The following is a 24248-nucleotide window of genomic DNA, read 5'->3' on the forward strand; positions in this document are numbered from 1 at the left end:
ATCATCTTAACGCAATCTATCTATAGATGCAAGTATCCGTTTATCCCTCCAACAAACGTTAGAAAGCCACCGAGGCTTTTTTCGGCAAAAAACTGCCGGTCATAGACCGGCAGTTGGGGTGGCGGCAAATATTTAACTGGTCCATTCACCGTGAATGATACCTACCAGGTACCAGTCGTTGTTCCATACCTCAAAGACCAACTTAAGAGAGCACCAGTCGAAGCCCTCCAGCGATGGATCGATCCCAGGGAAGTGGTACTCCACAAAACGCCCATCAGGATAGGCGTCAGCCACATTTTCCAGTGCATTTCCGCTGATAAGTACAGTGTCAATGCCCACCTGGGGCGCTTCGGTATAGTCGGTATTAAAGACAAAACGGGCGAAGTAGTCCTCGGCAGTGCAGCGGATGGGTGCGCCGGAACCTACAGAACGACCCCAGGTATAGAGCAGATCATCGTCTGCCAGTCTGGTGACTTGTTCCTGCGAGAGTACGGTATCACAGGAATGGTCCACTGTAGAGTAGGGGGTCATGGTGATGCCGTATTGAGGGTGGACCAGCAGGGCGAGAGCGGAGTAGTCCTGCTCTTTCAGCGCCTCCAATACCTGACCGGCACGCTCAAGAAGCAAGGTGTTATCACAGGTATCAAGGGGCGGTTCAGTGGGGATGGAGGAGGCGTAGGTGTTCTGGGTATAGCTGATGGCTGGGATCGAAGAGGAGGCGGCAGCGGAGTTGGCGGAAGAGGAAAGAGACAGGCCGACCATGGATCCAAGGACCAATCCACACAGCAGAGCCAGTATGGTCATCAGGGCTGCCCGTTTCACATTGATTGCCTCCTTTTTCGGTCATCGGATATCTGACAGACAGGCCGAAAATGCAGCTTGCCCGTCAGCAGCACTATTCTAAAACGAACAAACCAAAAATACAACAACAAAACGTTACAAAAAGCATAAATGTTTGTGCACCTTGCAATGGGCGCGAGAAACTGATATAATACAATATGCCGATTTATGGGCCATACCCGGTCGGATCCAGGTATGAAAGGGATGTATGCGACACCGAGGAGGTATCCAGGATGCACGAACATGAACTGCAGTTCCATATAAAATGTAAGCAGGGCGACGTGGGCCGCTATTGCTTTTTGCCCGGCGATCCGGGCCGCTGCGAGAAGATAGCCGCTTATTTTGATGACCCGGTGAAGATCGGCAGCAATCGGGAATATACCATTTATACCGGCACCTTGTTGGGTGAGAAGGTAAGCGTGTGCTCTACCGGCATCGGTGGGCCCTCTGCCGTCATTGCGATGGAGGAGCTGCATAACATCGGCGCGGACACTTTTATACGGGTGGGTACCTGCGGTGGCATTGCCCTGCCGGTCAAAAGCGACGATGTGGTGATCGCCACCGGCGCGGTGCGTCATGAGGGGACCAGTCGGGAGTATGCTCCCATTGAATTCCCCGCCGTATCTGATTACCAGGTCCAGACCGCTTTGGTCCAGGCAGCCAAGAACCTGGGAAAGCCCTGGCATGCCGGCGTGGTCCAGTGTAAGGATTCCTTTTATGGCCAGCACAGCCCGGCCCGGATGCCGGTCGCCCAGGAACTGCTCTACAAGTGGGAAGCCTGGAAACGCCTTGGGGTGTTGGCCTCTGAGATGGAGTCTGCGGCCCTCTTCTGCTGCGCCGCCGCACTGGGCGTGCGGTGCGGCTCCTGTTTCCATGTGATCTGGAACCAGGAGCGGGAGGCTGCCGGTTTGGATCAGACCGAGAGTCATGATTTGTCCGCTGCCCTGGAGGTGGGTATCGAGGCGGTCAAACTGCTGATCCAGGCAGACCGGATCAAAAACTGAATGGAACCTGCACAAGGGCCCGCCGCATATTGCGGCGGGCTTTTTATATGCTAAAGCCAATAAGACAAAAAGAGTTTGTCAGACAAATATGATGGATTACGCAGCAATTCTGTGACAGAATTGTAAGGAGAAGAACTTTTCTCTTTTGTTGATGTTGTGCATTGACAACTGTTAGCAGACAAACTAAACTAAATGCAGTACAAAAAAGGAGATGACGAAATGCGGCAGGAGCGCCATGTAGGCTATGAAATCAAAGCTCTGTCTAATCTGCTGCGGCGAAAGGTGTTGGAGATGACCTGCACGCCGGAAGGAGACGATTTTACCGAGATGCAGGTGAAGCTGCTGGGCTTTTTGTGTCATAACCGGGACCAGGAGATCTGCCAAAAGGATATTGAGGAGGCATTCTATATCCGGCGGTCCACAGCATCCCGACTGCTCAAACGCCTGGAGGCTCAGGGCTTTATTGTGCGGCAGTCGGTGGAACGGGACGCCCGGCTTAAGCAGGTGACCACCACTGCCAAGGCGGATGCGCTCCATCAGGAGATCATAGAGCGGATCAACAGTGTAGAGGAGCTGCTGACCCAGGGCCTGAGTCAGGCGGAGTTGGAGCAATTCCTCAGCACCGTGGAAAAACTGAAGCAGAATCTGCTGTAAGCCATCCGTGTGACGGCTTACAGCGCGTCATTTCTGTGTAGACAGCGCACTACGCATCAATCCTAGAGGAGGGAACCCTATGAAGAAAAAGCGCGGCCTGATCAGCTGCATTGGGGAGTTCAAACTGGCCACTGTCCTCACACCCATCTTTGTGATCGGAGAGGTGGCGTTCGATGTACTGATTCCCATGATGACCGGCAGATTGCTGGACGAGGGCGTCAAGGCGGGTAATATGAACCGGATCATTCAGTATGGCCTGCTGGTTGTGGCTATGGCGCTGATGGCATTGCTGCTGGGCGGCCTGTCCGGCCGGTTTGCGGCCCGGGCGTCCACCGGCTTCTCCCGCAATCTGCGCCGAGAGATGTATCAAAACGTACAGAAGCTCTCCTTTTCCAACATTGATAAGTTTTCCACCGGCGGTATCATTACCCGCCTGACTACCGATGTGACCAACGTGCAGATGGCCTTCATGATGATCATCCGCATTGCGGTACGTTGCCCCATCATGCTGGTCTGTGCCTGGTTCCTCACCTTTACGCTCAATCCCAAGCTGGCGCTGATTTTTCTGGTAGTCATCCCTGTTCTGGCAGTGGGCATTCTGGCCATCATGAAATCGGCTTATCCCGTATTCAAACGAGTATTTAAGAAGTACGACTGGTTGAATAACGTGGTGGAGGAGAACTTGCTGGGCATCCGTGTTGTGAAGTCCTTCGTTCGGCAAGAACACGAAAAGGAGAAATTTGGAAAAGTTTCCGGAGAGATCTATATGGATTTCTCCAAAGCAGAAAAGATCGTGGCATTCAATATGCCGTTGATGCAGATCTGTGTCTACGCCTGTATGCTTGCTGTCTCGTGGATCGGCGCAAATCTGGTGGTGGGCGGGGAACTGACCACCGGACAGCTGACCAGTATGTTCAGCTACATCATGATGATTCTTATGAGCTTGATGATGCTGTCCATGGTACTGATGATGATCATCTTGTCAAAAGCTTCCGCCGAGCGGATCGTAGAATTGCTCAATGAGGAGAGCGACCTGAAGAACGGCCCTGATCCGATCTATGAGGTGAAGGATGGTTCCGTGGTCTTTGAGAACGTCAGCTTCAGCTATGCCAAGGACCCCACCAAAGAGTGCCTGAAGGATGTGAATCTCACCATCAAATCCGGCGAGACTGTGGGTATCCTGGGTGGTACCGGTACTTCAAAGACTACTTTGGTCCAGCTGATCCCCCGTCTGTACGACGCCACCGAGGGCCGCGTACTGGTAGGCGGCGTGGATGTGCGGGACTATGATATGGAGGCTCTGCGTGAGCAGGTGGCCATGGTGCTCCAGAAGAACGTGCTTTTCTCCGGTACCATCAAGGAAAATCTGCGCTGGGGCAACAAGGAGGCCACCGACGAAGAGATGGTCCGGGTATGTAAGCTGGCCCAGGCTGATTCCTTCATCCAGGAGTTCCCAGACAAGTACGATACCCACATTGAGCAGGGCGGTTCCAACGTGTCCGGCGGCCAAAAGCAGCGGCTTTGTATTGCCCGGGCTCTGCTGAAGAAGCCCAAGATCCTCATTCTGGACGACTCTACCTCTGCGGTGGACACCAAGACTGACGCCCTGATCCGTAAGGCGTTTCGGGAGGAGATCCCCGACACCACCAAGTTTATCATTGCCCAGCGTATCTCCTCCATTGAGGACGTCGACAAGATCCTGGTGATGGACGGCGGAAAAATTGCTGCCATAGGCACCCATGAGGAATTGCTCAAGACCTGCGAAATCTACCGCGAAATTTATGAATCCCAGACCAAAGGAGGCGGCGAAGATGAAACCTGATATGAGAAAAAAGCCTCCTGTGAACCGCTCCCGCACGATGCGCCGCCTGATGCAGTATGTCAAGCGGGGGTACGGGTTTCGGTTCCTGCTGGTGCTGGTGTGCATTCTGATCAGTGCCATTGCCTCGGTGTCCGGCTCCCTGTTCCTGGGCTCCCTGATCGACGACTATATCACCCCTCTGCTGGCCATGGACAATCCGGTATTTGACGGCCTGCTCCATGCCCTCGTTCTTATGGGCTGCCTCTATCTTTCCGGCGCTTTGTGTGCCCTGGCATACAACCGCCTGATGGTCACCATCTCTCAGGGCGTCCAGAAAAAGATCCGGGACGATTTGTTCAGCCATATGCAGTCCCTGCCCATCAAGTATTTTGATACCCACGCCCACGGCGACGTGATGAGTGTATACACCAACGACGTGGATACCCTCCGCCAGATGTTCTCCCAGAGCATCCCCCAGGTCGTCAACTCCCTGATGATGATCGTGGTGGCCTTCGCGGGTATGATTTTCACCGATTTGCTGCTTACCGGCGTAGTTATTTTGTGCATCGTGGGTATGCTGCTGGTGACCCGGTTCCTGGCCAGCCGGAGCGGCCGCTACTTTATGCGCCAGCAGGTGAAGCTGGGCGATCTGAACGGCTACATTGAAGAAATGATCAATGGCCAGAAGGTAGTCAAGGTATTCTGCCACGAGGAGGAGGCTCAGGAGGGCTTTGATAAGGTGAACGACGCCCTCTTCGAGAGCGCCGATAAGGCCAACAAGTACGCCAACATCCTCATGCCTATCCTGATTAATATCGGCAACGCCCAGTATGTCATCATCGCTATGGCCGGCGGTGCTCTGGCCCTCAGCGGCATTGGCCCAGGTATCACCCTTGGCGTCATCGCCACCTTCCTCCAGTTGTCCAAGAGTCTGTCCAACCCCATCAGTCAGATCTCCCAGCAGCTCAACTCGGTAGTCATGGCGCTGGCCGGCGCTCAGCGTATTTTTGATCTGATGGATGAGCCTTCCGAGGAGGACCACGGCACCGTTACTCTGGTGAATGCAGCCTTTGATCAGGATGGCAGCCTCCGTGAGACTGATGAGCATACCAACCTGTGGGCCTGGAAGGTGCCTCAGGAGGACGGCTCTTTCCAATACGTCAAGCTGGCGGGCGATGTGCGCTTTGACCATGTGGACTTCGCCTATGAGGAGGGCAAGACCATCCTCCACGACATCAGCCTCTTTGCCAAGCCGGGCCAGAAGCTGGCCTTCGTGGGCGCTACCGGCGCAGGTAAGACCACCATCACCAACCTGATCAACCGCTTCTATGATATTGCCGACGGCAAGATCCACTACGACGGCATCTCCATCAATGACATCAAGAAGCCAGACCTGCGCCGCTCTCTGGGCATCGTGCTTCAGGATACCAACCTGTTTACCGGTACCGTCCGGGAGAATATCCGCTACGGCAACCTGAACGCCACCGATGAAGAGGTGGAGGCTGCCGCTGTGCTGGCCAACGCCGATGACTTCATCCGCCGTCTGCCTCAGGGGTACGACACCATGCTGACCGGCAACGGCGCCAACCTGTCCCAGGGTCAGCGGCAGCTCATTGCCATTGCCCGGGCCGCCGTGGCCGACCCGCCGGTGATGATCCTGGACGAGGCAACCTCTTCCATCGATACCCGAACCGAGGCGATTGTTCAGCAGGGCATGGACTCCCTCATGTGTGGACGCACCGTCTTTGTCATTGCCCACCGCCTGTCCACCGTACGCAACTCCGACGCCATTATGGTGCTGGACCACGGCCGAATTGTGGAACGGGGCGACCATGAGGATCTGATCGCTCAGCAGGGCCTCTATTATCAGCTGTACACCGGCGCGTTTGAGCTGGAGTAAGCAAAACCCTCTCTTTGCTGCGGGCTGCCCCGGTATGACCGGGGCGGCCCGCTATTTTTTCGTTCAGCACGCACCACCTCCGGAGCGCGGCATAGTATGGAATGAGACCGGGCCGGACAGCGGGAAGCTCCGCCGCCAGCTCCAGGTTTCTAACATTTAAACCGGGAGGTACTTCTATGATGGGGTGCAATAATGGTTGTGGCTGTGGCAACGGCTTTGGCGGCGGCAGCTGCCTGTGGATCATTTTGATCATCATCCTGCTGTGCTGCTGCTGTGGTGGCGGTAATAACTGCGGTTGCGGCAACAGCTGCTGCTGAGTCCATACCCGTAGAAAAAACCGGGGGGATGCCTTGTCTGGCATCCTCACGGTTCGTCTGTCCGGCCCTCGGAGCGCATAGAATGGCAGAAAGGGGGGACGGGGTATGGAGCGGCGGTTTTCGCTGTGGGAGGGCCGGGGTTGGCTCACAGTGCGGGAGGAGGGGAACCGGGCGGTGTGTGCCGCCCAGCTGCCCAACGACGGCCGTGGGCTGTACAAGTGCTGGCTCACGGGAGCCGGAGGAAAGGCTCTGCTGGGCACCTTTGTGCCCCAGGGCAGTGTCCTGCGGTTGGAGCGTACCTTGACGATCAGCGAGCTGGAGCGGCAGGGTGCCTGGCCGCCGGAGGGCGGTCAGGCCGTATTGGCATTCTCCTTTGACGGGGCGGAGAAGATTCCGGCGGGGTGGCAGCGGGAAGACAATCCCGGCCGGCTGATGGGGGAGCCGCTGCTAGCTGCTGCCGCCAGAGGACCCGCCCTGATCTGTCGGGATGAGCATGGTTTTCTCCTGGCCTATCTGTATCGGAAAGACAGACCTTTTCCGTTGACGCCGCTGTTTTGCTTTGCACGGCTGGAAACGCTGGAGGGGCGGGACTATCTCTGTTTTCCCTTTCGGCCCGGCGGCTGCCCCCGGCTGGACGATCTGTTGTAATTTCACTTTGTTTGCGATATACTGACAGAATGAGATCCTATTTACAAATGAGGAATGAACTATGACCGATTATTTTCATCTGAATGCCCAGCCGGAACTGATCCAGGGGATCAGCAGCCTGGGACTGGCCCATCTGGGGGATGGTGTGTTTGAGCTGATGGTGCGCTCCTGGCTGTGTCTCCACGGCAAGGCCACCTCCAAGGGCCTCCACCGGGCCACGGTCCGCTATGTGGCGGCTCCCGCCCAGGCCAGAGCAGTGGAGAAGATCCTCCCCCTGCTGGAGGAAGCGGAGCAGGACGTGTTCCGCCGGGGCCGTAATACCAGCCCCCACAGTGTGCCCCAGAATGCCAGCCGGGCGGACTACCAGGCCGCTACCGGCCTGGAGGCCCTGTTTGGGTGGCTGTGGCTTCAGGGCCGTACCGACCGGCTCAATGAACTGTTTGCTGTGATGATGGAGGAAGAGGAATGCCGTTAGACGCACTGTGCCTGACCGCCGTGGCGGAGGAGCTTCGCCGGGCCGTGGCGGGGGGGAAGATCGACAAGATCTATCAGCCCACCCGGGATGAGATCGTGCTCTTCCTCCGGGGCCAGGGGGAGAACTTAAAGCTGCTGCTCTCCGCCAATCCCGGCCACCCCAGGGCCCACCTCACCACCCTGAACCGGGAGAATCCGGACAAGCCCCCTATGTTCTGTATGCTGCTGCGCAAGCACCTGCTGGGCGGCCGCATTCTCGAACTGAACCAGCCTCCCCTGGAGCGTATCCTGGAGTTCAAGCTGGAGACCATCGATGAGCTGGGGGACCGGGTGGAGCGCCGTCTGGTGCTGGAGGCCATGGGCCGCTCCGCCAACCTGATCCTGCTGGACGGGGAGGGGCGCATCATCGACTGTATCCGCCGCATCGACGGCGACCTGTCCAAGGGACAGCGCCAGGTGCTGCCCGGTTTGTTCTATCGCCCCCCTGCGGCGCCTGAAAAGTTAAATCCCTTTACGCTTGGTGAGGACGAGCTGAGGGCCGCGCTGGATAATCCCATGGGAAAAGAGCCGGAAAAGCTGCTGATGGACGCATTTACCGGCTTTTCGCCCCTGATTGCCCGGGAAATCGTATTCCGGGCCAGGGGAGAGGAGGGGCTGGTCCAGGAGCTGCTCAAGCTGCAAAATACTGTACAGCAAAATAACTTTACAGCATATTTGCTGGTACGGGAAGGGAAACCGGTGGATTTTTCCTTCCTGCCAATCCTTCAGTATGGGCCGGAGACCGAGAGCATCCGACAGGACAGCTTTTCCGTCCTGCTGGACGGTTTCTATGAGCGCCGGGAGACGGCGGAGCGGGTCAAGCAGCGGGGGCAGGATCTGGTGAAGGCGGTGACCAACGCCCGGGACCGCACCGCCCGCAAGCTGGCCAACCAGGAGAAGGAACTGGCCGCCACCTTTGACCGGGAGAAGCTGCGGGAGCAGGGAGACATCATCACCTCCAACCTCCACCGGATGGAGAAGGGGATGGCGGTGCTCCATGCCCAGAACTTCTACGACCCGGACTATGGTGAGATCGACATCAAGCTGGACCCCCTGCTTACCCCTCAGCAGAACGCCGCCAAATATTATAAGGACTACAACAAGGCCAAGAAGGCGGAGGAGATGCTCACCATCCAAATCGAGAAGGGTGAGCGCGAGCTGGAGTATCTCAACAGCGTGCTGGAGAACATCCGCCTGGCGGAGGGGGAGCGGGACCTGGGCGAGATCCGCCAGGAGCTCACCGACACCGGATATCTCCGCCGGGCCAAGACTGCCGCCAAGCGGGAGAAGCGGGTGACGGGCAAGCCCATGGAGTTCCGCTCCAGTTCCGGGCTGCGCATCACCGTGGGCAAGAACAACAGCCAGAACGACCAGCTCACCACCAAGATGGCCTATAAGAGCGATATCTGGCTCCACACCCAGAAGATCCACGGCTCCCATGTAATTCTGTGGCTGGAGGGAGGGGAGGCCGATGCCCAGAGCCTCACCGAGGCGGCCATTCTGGCGGCCACCTTTTCCCAGGCGGGGGACAGTACCCGGGTGCCGGTGGACTATACGCCGGTGAAGTATGTGAAAAAGCCCGCCGGGGCCCGGCCGGGCATGGTGGTGTACACCACCTATCAGACCGCTGTGGTGGACCCGGACCACGAGCTGGCAAAGCGGCTGCGGGTGAAATAACCGGGGACCAGGAGGAGATCATATATGGAGACCTGCCACATCCTGGTGGTGGAAGACGACCAGGACATCAATAACCTGCTGTGCAAGATCCTGACCGGGGCGGGCTATGACTGCCGCCCCGCCTATTCCGGCAGCGAGGCCGCTCTATGGGCGGAGCAGTATAACTATGATCTGGTGCTGCTGGACCTGATGCTCCCCGGCATGACCGGGGAGGAGTTCATTGCCCAGCTCCGCCGGCGCAAGACCATGCCCATCATCGTCCTCTCCGCAAAGGCGGGGCTGGAGGACCGGGTGAACGTGCTGCGGCTGGGGGCGGACGACTTTATCCCCAAACCCTTTGACAACGCCGAGGTGCTGGCCCGGGTAGAGGCCCAGCTGCGCCGGTACAAGCAGTTCGACCGGGGGAGCGGCGGCGCGGTGCTCACCCACGGAGACCTGGTGCTGGACAAGGAGGGGGTGACCGTCACCGCCGGCGGCAAGCCGGTGACCATCACCGCCCGGGAGTTTCGCATTCTGGCCCTGCTGATGGAGCATCCCAAGAAGGTTTTTACCAGGGAGGAGCTCTACCAGCAGGTGTGGGGCGGGGAATATATGGGGGACGACAATACGGTGAACGTCCACATCTCCAATCTGCGGTCCAAGCTGGCCAAGGCCAGCCCCGCGGAGTACATCAAGACGGTGTGGGGCATCGGCTTCAAACTGAACGATTTATAAGATCACACCCAACTTTAAACATTCTTCACCTTTGCTTAAAGCCCGGTTATTGACTTGCCTGTATACTGGCATCAAATCCAAGAGAAAGGCGGATGCCATATGACAGATATCGTGTTGTCCACCCGGGGCCTGACCAAGCGGTACGGAGCCCACACGGCGGTGGATCGGGCGGAGGTGACGGTGGAGAAGGGCCAGATCTATGGCCTGGTTGGCCGCAATGGCGCCGGAAAGACCACCATCATCCGCATGATCACCGGTCAGGCCGTGCCAACGGCGGGGGAGATTTCCCTCTTCAGGGCCACGGGCAAGGACCTGATGAAGGTGCGTGCCCGCACCGGGGTCATGGTGGAGACCCCCAGCTTCTATCCTTACCTCACCGCCCGGCAGAACCTGGAGTACTACCGCATCCAGCGTGGCATCCCCGGCAAGGGAACGGTGGACCAGGTGCTGGAGGAGACGGATCTGGCCAATACCGGAAAAAAGGCCTTTAAGAACTTTTCCCTGGGCATGAAGCAGCGGCTGGGCCTGGCCCTGGCGCTGATGAACCGGCCCGACTTCCTGCTGCTGGACGAGCCCATCAACGGCCTGGACCCGGAGGGCATCGTGGAGTTCCGCAACCTGCTGCTCAAGCTCAACCGGGAGCGGCAGACTACCATTCTCATCTCCAGCCACATCCTGCCGGAGCTGGCCAATCTGGCCACCTGCTACGGCTTCATCGACAACGGTGTCATGCTGGAGCAGATCACTGCCCGGGACCTGGAGGAGAAGTGCCGGGCCTGCATCGAGGTGGGGGTGGAGGACCCCTCCGCCGCCGCCCTGGTGCTGGAGCAGAAGCTGGGTACCAGGGACTACGAGGTGCTCTCCGGCGGTATCCTGCGGCTGTACAGCTTCCTGGACCAGCCACAGACGGTGGCCCGGGTGCTGGTGGAGGGGGGCGTGCCCCTGCGCTCCCTGGAGAGCCGAGGGGCCAACCTGGAGGACTACTTCCTGTCCATGATCGGAGGTGTCCGCCATGCGTAACTATCTGGCCGCTGAATGCTATAAAGTATTCCGGAGAAAGTATCTCTATCTGACCCTGCTGGTGGTGCTGGCTCTGGAGGGGCTGATGCTGTGGGGATTCTGGTTCACCTGGTCCAACGGCAACACGCAAATGGACTTTTACTCCGCTGTCATCATGATCCCCATGATGCTGAGCGTCGGACTGTACGCCACCATCCTCACCGGCGACATGGTCTTTTCCGAGCAGTATAAGCACAACACCCTGAAGAATGAGGTGTCCTATGGTGTGGCTCGGGTGCGGATCTACCTGGGCAAGCTGGCGGTGGCCACCCTGGTGGCCCTGCTGGCAGCGGTGGTGATGGTGGCCCTCTATATGGCGGGTTGCTGGGTGCTGCTGCCCCACAATGAACTGGATCAGACCGGCCTTCAACTGGTGGGCTATACCCTCGCCGGTGCGCTTCCCCTGTGGCTGGGCGCCCAGGGCGTGGCACTGGCCTGCTATTTCCTGGTGCGCAACACCACCCTGGCTGCGTTCGTGGCAGTGGCCCTGCTGGGGGTGGTCCCCTCCATCCTCCAGCTGTGCGGTCTGCTCATCCATCCCACCTTTGAGATGATCCGGCAGTTTATGCCCGCCGTCATGCTGGAGCAGCTGCACATCTATGCCTTCCAGTGGAACTATGTGGGCCGTTGCTGGATCGTTGGCCTGGTGGTGCTGGCAGGTTCCATTTTGGTAGGCCTGCTGGCATTCCGGAAAAAAGAGATCCGCTGACAGAGAGAGCCGGGAGGGAAACATATGCTCAACTACATCAAGGCGGAGCTGTGGAAGGCCTTCCGGCATAAGGGAATCTACGGACTGGTCCTTTTTCTGGGACTGTGTACTGCTCTGTTTACTTCTATCATGCTTGCGGCAGACGACTTTTCCCAAATGGCCTCCGCTGCCTCCACCACCATGCTGCTGGGGATGCTGGTAGCTCCGCTGCTTACCCAGATTGTGGACGGCAAGGCCCTGGGAAGCTTAAAAAATGAGGTATCTTTCGGGCTGAGCCGGGGGCGGATCTATTGGGGCAAGCTGCTGGCCGGGCTGATGCTGGGGCTTGGGCTGTGCCTGCTGCTGTTGGGGAGCTATCTGCTGGTGGGCTGGCTGGCCCTGCCTCACTACTCCCGGGAGGCCGATTTGGTTGCCCTGGCGGTGGTAGGCTTCTCCTTGCTGGGGGCCCTTCCGGTCTGGTGCGGGGTATATAGCCTGTGCCATATGATGGCCTTGCTCATTCCAAGCACAGCGGCCTGGATGGGAATCTATTATATCGCCAGTTTCTTCGGCCAGCCTGTGCTGGCGGCTCTGGCAGCCATGGGCACCGGGGGCAGGCTCAGCAGCCTGATCCAGGCGATTTTAATGCCCGCATCCCTGCTGATGCCCGATTTTCTATCCGGCTGGCTTACCTGGGAGTACCAGTTCTGGTGCTGGGCCGTGGGGATGGGCTGGCTGGTATGTACCTCCGTGCTGGGCCTGCTCTGGTTCCGGCGGCGGGAGATCAAGTAAAAAGAAACTTTTCCACGGGCGTGCCGCTTCCTGCGGCACGCCCGCTTGGGCTGGAGAGGAGATGGGACCATGACGATCATCCTTTGTGTCCTGCTGGCCGCAGTATGTGCCGGGTTGGGGCTGTGGGTTTGGACCCAGTACCGGGCGTTGAAGGGGGCGGCGGAGCAGCTGCGGGATCTGACCCGGGGAGACAGCACCGCCCGGCTGCGGATGGCTGTGCCCAACCGGGCGGCGGAGGAACTGTTGGAGGAGGTCAACCTTCTGCTGGAGCTGCGGCGGGAGGACCAGTCCCGCTGGCTGGAGCGGGAGCGCTCCCTACGCCAGCAGATCGCCAATGTGTCCCATGACCTGCGTACCCCCCTGACCTCCATTCTGGGCTATCTTCAGCTGCTGGAAGACCCTTCGCTGCCGGAGGGGGAGCGAAGGGAGTACCTTACAGTGGTGGAGAGCCGGGCCAAGGCATTGCAGAGTCTCATCACCGGATTTTATGACCTGTCCCGGCTGGAAGGGGGAGAGTACCCCCTGGAGCAGGAGCCGGTGAACCTGTATACCAGCCTGTCCGGTCTGCTGGCCGCCTTCTACAACGACTTTACCGACCGGCACTTTGATATGACGGTGGAGCTGGCGGAACACCTGCCGCCGGTGCAGGCCGACAACGGCGGCGTACTGCGGGTATTCACCAACCTGATCCGCAATGCCCTGGACCACGGGCGGGGGAAGATGACCGTACGGCTCTGGCAGGAGGGGGACAAGGTGGTGAGCCTCTTTGCCAACGAAACCGATGAACTGACGATGGAGGATCTGCCCCATATCTTCGATCGCTTCTTTACCTCCGATAAAATGCGCACCGGCCGCAACACCGGTCTGGGTCTGGCTATTGTCAAAACCCTGGCGGAACAGATGGGCTGTCAGCTGACGGCCGGGCTGGAGAACGGTATGTTTGCCATTCGGGTGCAGTGGACACTCTGGCAGGGGCGGAGCTTTGGATGATGTGCTGAAGGCGGTGATTGCCGCTTGACAAAGTAAGGGAAAGCTGATATCGTTAATCCGTATGACTGGAAGGCCGCAAACCATTGGGGCTGTAAGGTTTTCTAAACTGGGCAGTCATAAAATGGCGGAAGCGGCCGTAACGGGAACCCGTGCCGCAGATTGTTATTGAGAAGAAGAGGTTGAATACTATGGTAAAGATCGTACGCAAAAAGGTGCTCAACCCCAGCGTCACCCTGCTGGAAGTTGAGGCCCCCCTGATCGCCAAGAAGGCGCGGGCGGGACAGTTTATCATTCTGCGGTTGGATGAGCAGGGTGAGCGCATCCCTCTGACCATTGCCGACTATGACCGGGAGAAGGGCACCATCACCATCATTTTCCAGAAGGTGGGCCTGACCACTGAGCTGCTGGCCGACCTGAACGAGGGCGACCACATTCAGGACTTCGTGGGTCCCCTGGGTCTGGCAACCGAACTGCCCGAGGGCGCCAAGCGGGTCTGCGTGGTGGGTGGCGGCGTAGGCTGCGCCATTGCCTATCCCCAGGCCAAGACCTGCCATGCTGAGGGCATCGAGGTGGACGTGATTGCCGGCTTCCGCTCCAAGGACATCGTGATCCTGGAGGACGAGTTCAAGGCGGTGAGCGACCACTGCTATATTATGACCGACGACGGTTCTTACGGCGAGCAGGGCTTTGTTACGGTGAAGCTGAAGGAACTCATTGATTCCGGGATCCACTATGACGCCGTCATCGCCATCGGCCCCATCCCCATGATGAAGTTTGTGTCCAAGACCACCGAGCCCTACGGCATCAAGACCATCGTCTCCCTGAACCCCATCATGATCGACGGCACCGGTATGTGCGGCGGCTGCCGTGTCACCGTGGGCGGCAAGATGAAGTTTGCCTGCGTGGACGGCCCTGACTTTGACGGCCATGAGGTGGATTTTAACGAGCTGATGAACCGCAACGCGGTCTACCGTGCCCAGGAGGCGGAGGAGAAGGAGCGCCACGCCTGCCGCATGGACCAGCTTGCCAAGGAAATGATCCAGTAAGGAGAGACTGATACAATGCCGAATATGAGTTTGAAGAAGGTCCCCATGCCGGAGCAGGACCCCAACGTACGCAACCACAACTTCCAGGAGGTCTCTCTGGGCTACACCGCTGAGATGGCCATGGAAGAGGCCGGCCGCTGCCTCAACTGCAAGCACAAGCCCTGCGTAGGCGGCTGCCCGGTGAACATCCGCATCCCTGAGTTTATTGCCAAGGTAGCTGAGGGTGATTTCAAGGCCGCTTATGAGATCATCTCCGACACCAACGCCCTGCCCAGCGTCAGCGGCCGTGTGTGTCCTCAGGAGAGCCAGTGTGAGGCCCGCTGCGTCCGGGCCATTAAGGGCGAGCCGGTGGCCATCGGTCGTCTGGAGCGCTTTGTGGCCGACTGGTATCGTGAGAATATCAACGCCATGCCGGAGAAACCCCAGACCAACGGCATCAAGGTGGCGGTGGTGGGCTCCGGTCCTGCCAGCCTGACCTGCGCCAGCGACCTGGCCAAGCACGGCTATGAAGTCACCATTTTTGAGGCCTTCCATACTGCCGGCGGCGTGCTGGTGTACGGCATCCCCGAGTTCCGCCTGCCCAAGGCTATTGTCCAGAACGAGGTGAACAAGCTGTCGGCCCTGGGCGTGGATCTGGAGACCGATATGGTCATCGGCAAGACCTTCGACATCGACGAGATGTTTGAGGAGGGCTACGAGGCCGTGTTCATCGGCTCCGGTGCCGGTCTGCCCATGTTCATGGGCATCGAGGGCGAGACGCTGGCGGGCGTGTACTCCGCCAACGAGTATCTGACCCGTATCAACCTGATGAAGGCCTACCGGGAGGGCTATGACACCCCCCTGAAGATCTCCGGTTCCGCAGCCATCATCGGCGGCGGCAACGTGGCCATGGACGCCGCCCGCTGCGCCAAGCGCATGGGCGCCAAGCACGTCTATGTCCTCTACCGCCGCGATGAGGAGGAGATGCCCGCCCGTAAGGAGGAGGTCCACCACGCCAAGGAGGAGGGCATCGAGTTCATGCTTCTCACCAATCCTATCAAGGTGCTGGATGACGGTACCGGCAAGGTGGGCGGCCTGGAGTGTGTGAAGATGCGCCTGGCTGCGCCCGATGAGAGCGGCCGCCGTGCTCCCAAAGTGGTGGAGGGTTCCAACTTCAACCTGGAGGTGGATACCGTGGTCATGAGTCTGGGTACCAGCCCCAACCCCCTGATCCGGTCTACCACCCCCGGCCTGGAGACCAACAAGAAGGGCTGCCTCCAGGTCAACGAGGAGACCATGGAGACCAGCCGGGAGGGCGTGTACGCCGGCGGCGACGCCGTTACCGGCGCAGCCACCGTGATCCTGGCCATGGGCGCCGGCAAGAAGGCTGCCGCCTCCATGCACGAGTATCTGACCCGTAAGCACAGCAAGTAAGTCCTGAGGGCCCTGCCGCACAGCGGCGGGGTCCTTTTTGCTTTCCTGATTACTGAAAGGGAAGTGACTGTGCAAAAGGTGGGTATTGCGGCCAGAGCGGGGGAGAGGTACACTATACCCTGTATGAGACAGAGAAAAGGAGAGGATGGGAATGCCTGCCCTTCAAAATGACCTGACCCAGGGCAGCGTCAGCGGTCAGCTGATCCGGTATGCCATGCCCCTGGTGGCCTCCAGCCTGCTGCAGGCCATCTACTCCATCACGGACATCATCATTGCCGGCCATTTTATTGGAGACAATGGGATCTCCGCCATCAACACCTCCAGCGTGATCATGAATATGCTCACCCAGCTGGCCATCGGCGTTACGGTGGGCGGCAACATTCTGGTGAGCCGCTATTTCGGCAGCGGCGCCGAAGAGGACCGCCGGAGGGCGGCGGGCAATACCCTGACCATCGGCATCATTGCCGGTATCCTCTTTACCGCTCTGGTGGTGCTGCTGTGCAAGCCTATTTTGATTCTGCTGCGGGCGCCCGCCATGGAGGACTCGGTGGCCTATCTGGGAATCTGCGGTATGGGCCTGTTCTATATTTTTGGCTATAACGCTCTGTCGGCCATCCTGCGGGGCGTGGGCAACTCCCGTATCCCGCTGTATTGTATCATCCTGTCGGTGAGCCTCAATGTGGTACTGGATATTTATTTTGTTGCCGTACGCGAGATGGGGGTGACGGGTGCTGCTCTGGCTACCGTGATCGGACAGGGGGTGTCCTTTGTAACGGCGCTGATTTTCTGCCTGCTTCACCGGAAGGGCCTGGGCCTGCTGCCCCGGTACCTGGCCCCGGAGAAGCAGGTGGTGAGCCGTACCCTGAAGCTGGGCCTGCCGGTGGCCCTTCAATGGACCGTTGCCAGCGTCTCCTGGCTGGTGGTGCTCACCCTCATCAACAAGTACGACGTGGATGTGTCCGCTGCCAATGGTGTGTCCAACAAGATCCGGGATTTCTGTCAGCTCTTCCTGTCCGCCCTTACCACCGGCGCGGGCACCATGTGCGCCCAGTGCCTGGGCGCCAAGCTGTACGACCGGGCGGAGCAGGTGATGAAAACCTGTATGAAGCTGTCTCTGGGCATGGCGGCGGTCATTATCGCCCTGGCAGAGGTACTGGCCCCCTGGCTGGTGATGATCTTCACCCCCGACCCTGATGTGCAGGCCTGGGCGGTCATCAACCTGCGGCTCGAGATCGTGTGCCAGCTGTTTTATGCGGGGATGTTCACCTATAATACCCTTGCTACCGGTTCAGGCCACACGGTGTTTATTATGTGGAACTCCTTCCTCAACTGCATCGTGGTACGCCTGGTGCTGGCCGTGGTGCTGGAGCACTTTATGGGCATCTACGGCGTCTATCTGGCCTGTGGTATCGCTGTGTCCAGCTCGGTGCCGGTGGGCTGGTGGTTCTACCGCTCCAACCGCTGGAGAACAGCAAAAAATGTAGCCTGATAAAGTGGGGGAACACGCCTGCTGGGAGACATATTACGTGGAAAGTATCAATCGCTCAACGAGAAGAATGGTCTTATCTCTCTTTTTGTGTGAACCGATGGTTGAAACGCACGGTTTTCTAATGTATACTAGGGGTCAGAGAATTTGGCCCTTCGGGCCCACAGAATGGAAAGGTGAATCGAATGGAACAGTCAAAGGTCCACGCACTGGCTGTCACAGCCGCTCGTGCCCGCCTGCTGGCGATGGACATGGTGCACGATGCGGCTTCCGGCCACATCGGCGGCTCCCTGTCCTCCATGGACATCGTTACCACCCTGTACGGTCATGTGATGCGGGTAGATCCCGCCGATCCCCGGGACCCTGACCGGGACCGCTTCGTGCTGTCCAAAGGGCACTGTACCCCCGCGCTCTACCCCAATCTGGCTCTGAAGGGCTTTTTCCCCTTGGAAGATCTGAAGCTTTTCCGCTCCATCAAGGGCGAGATGTCCGGCCATGCCGAGATGCGCCACATCAAGGGCGTGGATATGTCCACCGGCTCTCTGGGCCAGGGCATCTCCGCTGCCGTGGGTATGGCTCTGGCGGGCAAGGCCGATCAGAAGGACTATCGTGTGTACGCTCTGTTGGGCGACGGCGAGATCGAGGAGGGCCAGGTGTGGGAGGCCGCCATGTCCGCGGCCAAATACCATCTGGACAACCTGTGTGCCATTGTGGACGTCAATGGTTTGCAGATCGACGGCGCTACCGCTGACGTTATGCCCTCCGAGCCCCTGGACAAGAAGTTTGAGGCCTTCAACTGGAATGTGATCCATGTGGACGGCCACGATTTCAACGCCCTGGAAGAGGCCTTTAACGCCGCTGCCGCCTGCAAGGGCAAGCCCACCGTGCTGCTGGCCAAGACCATCAAGGGTAAGGGCGTTTCCTTTATGGAAGGGGACTACGGCTGGCATGGTAAGGCCCCCAATGACGAGCAGTATGAAAAGGCCCATGCGGAGCTGGCCGCGACGCTGGCGGAACTGGAGGGAAAGTAAGCCATGAGTGAGAAGATCGCCACCCGCGTGGCATATGGTAAGGCCCTGGCCGAGCTGGCCGACCAGTATCCCGACCTGGTGGTGCTGGACGCAGACCTGTCCGGCTCTACCCAGAGCGCCTTTTTTGCCAAGGCCCACCCTGAGCGTTTTTACAACATGGGCATTGCCGAAGCTAATATGACCGGTGTAGCTGCCGGTATGGCCACCTGCGGCAAAATGCCCTTCACCCATACCTTTGCTATGTTTGCCACCGGCCGTGCCTATGAGCAGGTCCGTAACTCCGTGGCCTATCCTCGGCTCAACGTGAAAATCGTGGGCTCCCACGGCGGCCTGTCCGTAGGTGAGGATGGCGCTACCCATCAGTGCATCGAAGACTACGCTCTCATGCGTACCATCCCCAACATGATGGTGGTCTCTCCCTGCGACGGCCCTGAGATGCGTCTGGCGGTGAAGGCTCTGCTGGACTATGACGGACCGGCCTACCTGCGGCTGGGCCGCCTGGCGGTGGACAGCGTCACGGATGAGGTCCCCGGTTACTCCTTCCAGCTGGGCAAAGGTTCCATGCTGCGGGACGGCACCGACGTTACCGTCATTGCCACCGGCATGATGGTCCAGATGGCCTATGCCGCCGCTGAGAAACTGGCGGAGGAGGGCATCTCCGTCCGGGTCATCGATATGCACACCATCAAGCCTCTGGACGGCGAGATCGTGCTGAAGGCTGCCCTGGAGACCCGCTGTATCGTCACCTCTGAGGAGCACACCGTCCTCAACGGCCTGGGCTCCGCTGTGGCGGAATTTCTGGCCGAGCACTGTCCGGTGCCCGTGGTGCGCCACGGCGTCAACGATGAGTTCGGCCGCTCCGGCGAGGCCAAGGCGGTGCTGGAAGCCTACGGCCTCACCACCGAGGGTATCATTGAGAAGGTACGTCAGGCCCTGAAGCTGAAGAAATGAGCGACATCCGACTGATCTGCCTGGACATGGACGGTACGCTTCTGGACGACGACCATGCCACTGTGCCGCCCCGGAACGTGGCCGCCCTCCGGGCGGCGGCGGAGCGGGGGGCGGCGGTGACCATCGCCAGCGGACGCGCCTGGTCCCTGCTGCGGGCGGTGGATGCTCAGATCGGCGTTACCCGGTATGCCGTGCTGTCCAACGGCGCGGCGGTGCTGGATGTGACCACGGGGGAGTGGATCTACCGCCGGCCCATGGATCCGGCTGCCCGCCGTACCATCCTCTCTCTGCTGCTGGACTGGGGCCTGCCCTTTGAGGTCTACTGCGAGGGGGAGAACTATATCCAGGCCGACCGCACCGAGCAGGTGGTGGGCAGCGCCCTGTCCCCGGAGTTTGCCCAGGTGCTGCGGACCTGCTCCCATTTTCCGGAGGATCTGAACGCCGCCCTGGAGGGCAAGGCGGTGGAGAAGATCCACATCTTCCATGTACCTCCGGAGCGCCGGCAGGAACTGCTGGACACGGTGGAGGACTGCGGTCCGCTGGCGGTGACCACCTCCTTTGGGGAGAATATGGAACTCACCGCCCCCGGTGTCAACAAGGGTTCGGCGGTACAGGCCCTGTGTGCCCGACTGGGGCTGGGGCCTGACCAGGTGATGGCCTTCGGCGACGCCGGCAATGACCTGGAGCTGCTGGGCTGGGCGGGTTGGTCCTTCGCCATGGACAATGCCAGCGACGAGGCCAAGGCCGCCGCGTGCTATACCACTGGTACCAACCGGGAGGGCGGCGTCGGTATGGCTGTGGAACAATATTTTCTGAATACATAGTCAAACGGCGCATGACCATTGTCATGCGCCGTTTTTCCTCATGGTAGGTTTTCAGCGGGCCACAGAAGAGAAGCCGGGCTGTTGTTCCGGCTCAGTCTGACGGATCTTATGGAAGTACCGCAGCAGGAAGAACAGGGTGATGACCAGGCAGATTCCCTCGGAGAACAGGGGAGAGAGCCAGATGCCCGTATCGCCCAGCACTTTGGACAGGACCACCAGACAGCCGGCAATGAGCACCAGGCCCCGGCCAAAGGAGATGGTAAGGGCGGGGAAGGGGAGTTCAACGGCGGTAAAGAAGCCGGAGATCACGACATTGAAGCCCATGAGCAGGAAGGCGGGGGCATAGAGCCGCAGTGCGCTGACGGTGTATCCAAAAAGCGGATCGCCCGGTTCCAGAAACAGTCCTACGATGGGACCGGCCAGCAGCTGGCAGATGGCGAAGAAACCGATACCCGCCGCTGCCACCAGCTTGACGCCATAAGACAGGAATTTGTGGCACAGGGGCCGCTGTCCTGCGCCAAGGTAGAAGCTGGACAGAGGCTGGACTCCATGGGCGGTACCGATCATGGTCATGAGCACCAGGGTGTTGACATAGCTGATGATGGTGTAGGAGGTGAGAGCAGCCTCACCGGACACCTGAAGGATGGTCTGATTGAACAGGAAAATGACCAGACCGTTGGAGAATTCGCTCAGTCCGTCGGAGGTGCCCAGAGGAATGATCCGGCGGTAAGCGCCGAAGTCGGGCTTGAAACGGCCAAAGCGCAGCGGGTTGGGGTGACGCACGAAGTAGATGACAAAGACCACGGTAGAGGTGACCTGGGCCAGGCCAGTGGCCAGAGCCGCGCCCCAAACACCCCAGTGGAAGTGCATCACAAACACATAGTCCAGCACCACATTCATAATGGCACAGGAGAGTACGCCGATGGTGCTGACATGGGGAGCGCCGTCTGCCTTTACCTGAACCTCAAGGTTGTAAGACACGGTAAAAAAGACCGAGAAACAGGCGATAATAGCCACATACTCCTTTACCAGCGGCAGCAGGTCTCCGGTGGCCCCCAGGAACAGTGCCACGCGCTCCAGGTTCAGCAGCACAGCTGCCGTCAGAACCAGAGACAGGACAATGACCACCGCCAGGTTCTGATTGAAGTAGTTGCGGGCTTTCTCCTCATCTCCCTGTCCCAGAGCCAGGGACAGAACGGTGGAGGTGCCGGTGGCCAGCAGGATGCCTATGGTAAAGATGAGGGATATGAAGGGCATGGATAGATTCACCGCGCCCAGAGCGTGGCTGCCCACACCGTGGGCCACAAAAATACCGTCTACCATGGTGTATAGGGAGAAGATCCACATGGAGACGATGGATGGAATGGTAAACTTGAAAAACTTGGCGACCAGATTCACGGGTAAAACCTCCTCTTACTGAGGATATGATAAACCCTCGTACTATCCGAGAGTCAAGAGCGGGAGGCAAAAAAGTTGAAAGAATTTTATCAGATCCATGAATTGGCCAAATTGTTCGACCTTTGTCCCGATACCCTGCGCTATTACGAGGAGAAGGGACTGCTGCACCCGGTGCGGGGGGAGAACCGCTACCGGATGTATGGTATTCAGGATGTGTGTACTCTGAATATCATCCGCGCCCTGCGGGAGCTGGATCTGCCCACCCGGGAGATCGGCGCCTATCTGGAACGGCGGAGTGTGGGGGAGACCCTGGAGCTGCTGGACCGGGAGGAGGGACTGCTCAAGCGTCGGATGGAGGAACTGGAGGCCGCACGGAAGGAGGCGGCAGAGCGTCGAGCACGGCTGGAGCGCTACCGGGTGGTAGAGGCCGGGCGTGTAGAGCTGGTCCGGGAGCCGGAGCGGCCCTATGTCTTTCTGGAAAAGGATTTTATTCTGGAGAAGGAAGTGGACTTCCAGCTCAAGCGGCTGGAACAGCGGCACCAGGATTACATCCAGGTCATCGGCAGCCAGTGTATGGGGGCGCAGGTGGACGAGGAAAGTCTGAAAAAGGGGATCTTCAACCACTTTTCCCGGGTCTTTTTCCTCACCAGCCCCGGACTGCCCTATGATGATGTGCTGCCTGGCGGGGAGTACGCCCGACTGTACTATCGGGGCGAATATGACCGGATGGAGGAGCATTTAAGCACGTTGCTGACAGGAATCCAGACGGCCGGGCGGACGCCAGAGGGGGCGCCGCTGGAACTCTACCGTATCGACGCTCACGACACCAATCATTCAGAGGAGTATGTCACGGAGCTCCAGGTGCGGGTCTGTGCCCTGTGACCCTGGATCTGTTGTGGGCCGCCAGGCAGGGCAAGAAACTTTTTACAGCAGCGGCGCGTCTATGACATGACGGGTCTCCCGTCAGATGCAGCGTTTGACAGGAGGAGATACACATGAAAAGAATTGGTACGACCGCTGTTGTCCTTACGGTTTTATCCGCGATGTGCCTGAGCGGATGTTCGCAGGCTCAGTCCAATGCCGTGGATACCAACAGTCCCAGTATTGAGACACCATCCCCCACTCCGTTACAGAGTGAAGCGCCAGCCTCACCGGAACCAATGAATGAGATCTATCCCGTGACTACCCAGGAGGAGGCCGCTCAGATCCTGGAGCGGGCGTATGAAGGATTTGTGCAGGAAGTGACCTTCCGCTTTACGCAGGAGGATCTTCTCTTTCAGGAGCGCTCCATTCTGCTCCAGAACGCATCCAATCAGGTGTTGAGCGCCCGGCCGGAGCTGAAATATGCCTACGCTCTGGAATGTACAGAAGGCGCGGAGGGGACGATCTGTAAGATCTCATATATGCCGTATAAGCTGGGGTATCCGGACGGAGAACCGGAGGGAGCCGCGGAAATCAATACCCTGGCGGAATTGGTAGAGGCGGCGGACGCCGCGCTTGGTGAGGAAGAGATTCCCATTGTGATCCGGAATCCGGAACTGCTGGTGGATGATATGCAGCGGGCCCTGCATCTGGCGGGGTATGGATATGTGGTGTATACACTCAACAGCGACGCCACAGCAATTCGAGCTTTTCCAAGCGATTCTGAGACGATTGAGCAGAGCGTTGAGAAGATACAGGAGATCAAGAGCATCGCAAAAGAGACTGTGGCGACCATCCTGACCGACACCATGGACGACGAGGAGAAGCTTAAGGCTATTTACCGCTTTATTGTGGAAAATACCACATATGACTACCGGTATTATCAGAGCCCGGATACGTTGCCCCGTGAATCCAGGACAGCTTTCGGACCGTTGCAGAATGGAACGGCCATCTGTGGCGGATTTTCCTGGGCGTTTCGTGTGCTCTGTGAGGAGGCTGGCATCCCCTGCTGGAACATTACCGGCACCGGAGCTGGAGAGGAGCATATGTGGAATTGCGCAATGCTGGATGGGGAATACCGCTATTTTGATACGACCTGGGATGCGGGACGCCCGGATGAAAGCCGGTGGAGATATTTTGGCCGAACGGAAGAGAAGATCTCCCAGGATCATTTCTGGGGAATGGGACAGAAGGAGCTGATACAGGCGCTGACCCAATCATAGACTGGACAAGGATTTGCCGTATAGGGACAAACATTGTCGGAATACAGTGGGACCATGGAGGTGTGACAAATGATTCCTGCATGGATCCTACTGCTGCTCAATCAGGTTTTCTTTACGCTTCGCCTGTCCGGCGGGGGAAACGGCTCCTTCCCCCGGCCGCTGAAAGCGGAAGAGGAGCGCCGGTATCTGGAACAGGCCGCTCAGGGCGATCTGGAGGCCCGCAACAAATTGATCGAGCACAATCTGCGCCTGGTGGCTCACATCGTTAAGAAGAAGTAGTGAAAAGGACAAATGGAGCAGAGACGATTAATTAGCAAGGCCGTGGGAAAACAGGAGCGGTCTTTAGCGGACGTTGGGA

At 58.8% G+C, this 24248-nt stretch carries 23 protein-coding genes and 1 pseudogene; 22 read left to right on the forward strand and 2 right to left on the reverse strand.

What is annotated here, in order from left to right:
- Positions 1 to 132 precede the first annotated feature (132 nt).
- Positions 133 to 822, reverse strand: coding sequence for a hypothetical protein (locus WHJ28_RS00890; RefSeq protein ID WP_340039178.1), 690 nt, complete (start codon positions 820 to 822; stop codon positions 133 to 135).
- A 251-nt stretch (positions 823 to 1073) separates the two neighbouring features.
- Here WHJ28_RS00890 and udp point away from each other — a divergent pair, with 251 nt between their 5' ends.
- The 19 genes from udp (at position 1074) to WHJ28_RS00985 (ending at position 20348) form a co-directional block, all read left to right on the forward strand.
- Positions 1074 to 1844 (forward strand): uridine phosphorylase, encoded by a 771-nt coding sequence (udp, locus tag WHJ28_RS00895; RefSeq protein WP_340039179.1) that lies wholly within the window; start codon positions 1074 to 1076, stop codon positions 1842 to 1844.
- Between the two features lie 219 nt (positions 1845 to 2063).
- Positions 2064 to 2498: a MarR family winged helix-turn-helix transcriptional regulator gene (locus WHJ28_RS00900; RefSeq protein WP_340039180.1), complete on the forward strand. Its 435-nt coding sequence runs from the start codon at positions 2064 to 2066 to the stop codon at positions 2496 to 2498.
- 79 nt (positions 2499 to 2577) lie between these two features.
- Complete coding sequence (locus WHJ28_RS00905) at positions 2578 to 4320, forward strand: ABC transporter ATP-binding protein (protein WP_340039181.1); 1743 nt, start codon at positions 2578 to 2580, stop codon at positions 4318 to 4320.
- The gene (locus WHJ28_RS00910) at positions 4310 to 6199 is read left to right on the forward strand and encodes an ABC transporter ATP-binding protein (RefSeq protein ID WP_340039182.1); all 1890 of its coding nucleotides are present in this window, start codon (positions 4310 to 4312) and stop codon (positions 6197 to 6199) included. Before WHJ28_RS00905 ends, WHJ28_RS00910 begins: the two co-directional genes overlap by 11 nt.
- Before the next feature lie 176 nt (positions 6200 to 6375).
- Positions 6376 to 6516 (forward strand): hypothetical protein, encoded by a 141-nt coding sequence (locus tag WHJ28_RS00915; RefSeq protein ID WP_340039183.1) that lies wholly within the window; start codon positions 6376 to 6378, stop codon positions 6514 to 6516.
- Between the two features lie 105 nt (positions 6517 to 6621).
- Positions 6622 to 7164 carry a hypothetical protein gene (locus WHJ28_RS00920; protein ID WP_340039184.1) on the forward strand — a complete coding sequence of 181 codons (543 nt, stop codon included), beginning with the start codon at positions 6622 to 6624 and terminating at the stop codon, positions 7162 to 7164.
- Between the two features lie 61 nt (positions 7165 to 7225).
- A complete protein-coding gene (locus WHJ28_RS00925; protein ID WP_087188958.1) occupies positions 7226 to 7639 on the forward strand; it encodes a Mini-ribonuclease 3 in 414 nt (137 codons plus the stop codon).
- Positions 7630 to 9354, forward strand: a complete 1725-nt coding sequence (locus WHJ28_RS00930; protein ID WP_340039185.1) for an Rqc2 family fibronectin-binding protein — start codon at positions 7630 to 7632, stop codon at positions 9352 to 9354. Before WHJ28_RS00925 ends, WHJ28_RS00930 begins: the two co-directional genes overlap by 10 nt.
- Before the next feature lie 24 nt (positions 9355 to 9378).
- Complete coding sequence (locus WHJ28_RS00935; protein WP_340039186.1) at positions 9379 to 10068, forward strand: response regulator transcription factor; 690 nt, start codon at positions 9379 to 9381, stop codon at positions 10066 to 10068.
- Between the two features lie 99 nt (positions 10069 to 10167).
- A complete protein-coding gene (locus WHJ28_RS00940) occupies positions 10168 to 11088 on the forward strand; it encodes an ABC transporter ATP-binding protein (protein ID WP_340039187.1) in 921 nt (306 codons plus the stop codon).
- Positions 11081 to 11836 (forward strand): ABC transporter permease, encoded by a 756-nt coding sequence (locus WHJ28_RS00945; RefSeq protein WP_340039188.1) that lies wholly within the window; start codon positions 11081 to 11083, stop codon positions 11834 to 11836. Before WHJ28_RS00940 ends, WHJ28_RS00945 begins: the two co-directional genes overlap by 8 nt.
- A gap of 24 nt (positions 11837 to 11860) precedes the next feature.
- Entirely contained in the window at positions 11861 to 12607 is a 747-nt protein-coding gene (locus WHJ28_RS00950; protein WP_340039189.1) for a hypothetical protein, read from the forward strand.
- A 69-nt stretch (positions 12608 to 12676) separates the two neighbouring features.
- Positions 12677 to 13597 (forward strand): sensor histidine kinase, encoded by a 921-nt coding sequence (locus WHJ28_RS00955; protein ID WP_340039190.1) that lies wholly within the window; start codon positions 12677 to 12679, stop codon positions 13595 to 13597.
- Positions 13598 to 13785: 188 nt separating this feature from the next.
- Positions 13786 to 14643 (forward strand): sulfide/dihydroorotate dehydrogenase-like FAD/NAD-binding protein, encoded by an 858-nt coding sequence (locus tag WHJ28_RS00960; RefSeq protein WP_340039191.1) that lies wholly within the window; start codon positions 13786 to 13788, stop codon positions 14641 to 14643.
- Positions 14644 to 14658: 15 nt separating this feature from the next.
- A complete protein-coding gene (gltA, locus tag WHJ28_RS00965; protein ID WP_340039192.1) occupies positions 14659 to 16056 on the forward strand; it encodes an NADPH-dependent glutamate synthase in 1398 nt (465 codons plus the stop codon).
- A 151-nt stretch (positions 16057 to 16207) separates the two neighbouring features.
- Positions 16208 to 17545, forward strand: coding sequence for an MATE family efflux transporter (locus WHJ28_RS00970; RefSeq protein ID WP_340039194.1), 1338 nt, complete (start codon positions 16208 to 16210; stop codon positions 17543 to 17545).
- A 182-nt stretch (positions 17546 to 17727) separates the two neighbouring features.
- On the forward strand, positions 17728 to 18573 hold the full coding sequence (locus WHJ28_RS00975) for a transketolase (RefSeq protein ID WP_340039195.1): 846 nt from the start codon (positions 17728 to 17730) through the stop codon (positions 18571 to 18573).
- Positions 18574 to 18576: 3 nt separating this feature from the next.
- On the forward strand, positions 18577 to 19524 hold the full coding sequence (locus WHJ28_RS00980; RefSeq protein ID WP_340039196.1) for a transketolase family protein: 948 nt from the start codon (positions 18577 to 18579) through the stop codon (positions 19522 to 19524).
- Positions 19521 to 20348: a Cof-type HAD-IIB family hydrolase gene (locus tag WHJ28_RS00985; RefSeq protein ID WP_340039197.1), complete on the forward strand. Its 828-nt coding sequence runs from the start codon at positions 19521 to 19523 to the stop codon at positions 20346 to 20348. The genes WHJ28_RS00980 and WHJ28_RS00985 overlap by 4 nt, the downstream gene beginning before the upstream one ends.
- A 51-nt stretch (positions 20349 to 20399) precedes the next feature.
- Here WHJ28_RS00985 and WHJ28_RS00990 read toward each other — a convergent pair whose 3' ends face one another.
- Entirely contained in the window at positions 20400 to 21746 is a 1347-nt protein-coding gene (locus WHJ28_RS00990) for an MATE family efflux transporter (protein WP_340039198.1), read from the reverse strand.
- A 75-nt stretch (positions 21747 to 21821) separates the two neighbouring features.
- Here WHJ28_RS00990 and WHJ28_RS00995 point away from each other — a divergent pair, with 75 nt between their 5' ends.
- From WHJ28_RS00995 to WHJ28_RS01005, 3 genes and pseudogenes are all read left to right on the forward strand, one after another.
- A complete protein-coding gene (locus WHJ28_RS00995) occupies positions 21822 to 22628 on the forward strand; it encodes a MerR family transcriptional regulator (RefSeq protein ID WP_340039199.1) in 807 nt (268 codons plus the stop codon).
- 296 nt (positions 22629 to 22924) lie between these two features.
- Positions 22925 to 23890 (forward strand): transglutaminase domain-containing protein, encoded by a 966-nt coding sequence (locus WHJ28_RS01000; RefSeq protein WP_340039200.1) that lies wholly within the window; start codon positions 22925 to 22927, stop codon positions 23888 to 23890.
- A gap of 69 nt (positions 23891 to 23959) precedes the next feature.
- Positions 23960 to 24163, forward strand: a pseudogene (locus WHJ28_RS01005) (RNA polymerase sporulation sigma factor SigK); the annotation flags it as partial.
- Positions 24164 to 24248: the final 85 nt, after the last annotated feature.

Origin of the sequence: Flavonifractor porci, from assembly GCF_037572415.1 — a bacterium.
Taxonomy (GTDB): domain Bacteria; phylum Bacillota; class Clostridia; order Oscillospirales; family Oscillospiraceae; genus Flavonifractor; species Flavonifractor porci.

Bases quoted from the DNA above. Each gene is read 5' to 3' on its own strand.
- WHJ28_RS00930 (WP_340039185.1), top strand. From the start codon at position 7,630: ATGCCGTTAGACGCACTGTGCCTGACCGCCGTGGCGGAGGAGCTTCGC.
- WHJ28_RS00910 (WP_340039182.1), top strand. From the start codon at position 4,310: ATGAAACCTGATATGAGAAAAAAGCCTCCTGTGAACCGCTCCCGCACG.
- WHJ28_RS00900 (WP_340039180.1), top strand. From the start codon at position 2,064: ATGCGGCAGGAGCGCCATGTAGGCTATGAAATCAAAGCTCTGTCTAAT.
- WHJ28_RS00955 (WP_340039190.1), top strand. From the start codon at position 12,677: ATGACGATCATCCTTTGTGTCCTGCTGGCCGCAGTATGTGCCGGGTTG.
- WHJ28_RS00920 (WP_340039184.1), top strand. From the start codon at position 6,622: ATGGAGCGGCGGTTTTCGCTGTGGGAGGGCCGGGGTTGGCTCACAGTG.
- udp (WP_340039179.1), top strand. From the start codon at position 1,074: ATGCACGAACATGAACTGCAGTTCCATATAAAATGTAAGCAGGGCGAC.
- WHJ28_RS00980 (WP_340039196.1), top strand. From the start codon at position 18,577: ATGAGTGAGAAGATCGCCACCCGCGTGGCATATGGTAAGGCCCTGGCC.
- WHJ28_RS00985 (WP_340039197.1), top strand. From the start codon at position 19,521: ATGAGCGACATCCGACTGATCTGCCTGGACATGGACGGTACGCTTCTG.
- WHJ28_RS00925 (WP_087188958.1), top strand. From the start codon at position 7,226: ATGACCGATTATTTTCATCTGAATGCCCAGCCGGAACTGATCCAGGGG.
- WHJ28_RS00970 (WP_340039194.1), top strand. From the start codon at position 16,208: ATGCCTGCCCTTCAAAATGACCTGACCCAGGGCAGCGTCAGCGGTCAG.
- WHJ28_RS00945 (WP_340039188.1), top strand. From the start codon at position 11,081: ATGCGTAACTATCTGGCCGCTGAATGCTATAAAGTATTCCGGAGAAAG.
- WHJ28_RS00950 (WP_340039189.1), top strand. From the start codon at position 11,861: ATGCTCAACTACATCAAGGCGGAGCTGTGGAAGGCCTTCCGGCATAAG.
- gltA (WP_340039192.1), top strand. From the start codon at position 14,659: ATGCCGAATATGAGTTTGAAGAAGGTCCCCATGCCGGAGCAGGACCCC.
- WHJ28_RS00915 (WP_340039183.1), top strand. From the start codon at position 6,376: ATGATGGGGTGCAATAATGGTTGTGGCTGTGGCAACGGCTTTGGCGGC.
- WHJ28_RS00935 (WP_340039186.1), top strand. From the start codon at position 9,379: ATGGAGACCTGCCACATCCTGGTGGTGGAAGACGACCAGGACATCAAT.
- WHJ28_RS00940 (WP_340039187.1), top strand. From the start codon at position 10,168: ATGACAGATATCGTGTTGTCCACCCGGGGCCTGACCAAGCGGTACGGA.
- WHJ28_RS00905 (WP_340039181.1), top strand. From the start codon at position 2,578: ATGAAGAAAAAGCGCGGCCTGATCAGCTGCATTGGGGAGTTCAAACTG.
- WHJ28_RS00960 (WP_340039191.1), top strand. From the start codon at position 13,786: ATGGTAAAGATCGTACGCAAAAAGGTGCTCAACCCCAGCGTCACCCTG.
- WHJ28_RS00975 (WP_340039195.1), top strand. From the start codon at position 17,728: ATGGAACAGTCAAAGGTCCACGCACTGGCTGTCACAGCCGCTCGTGCC.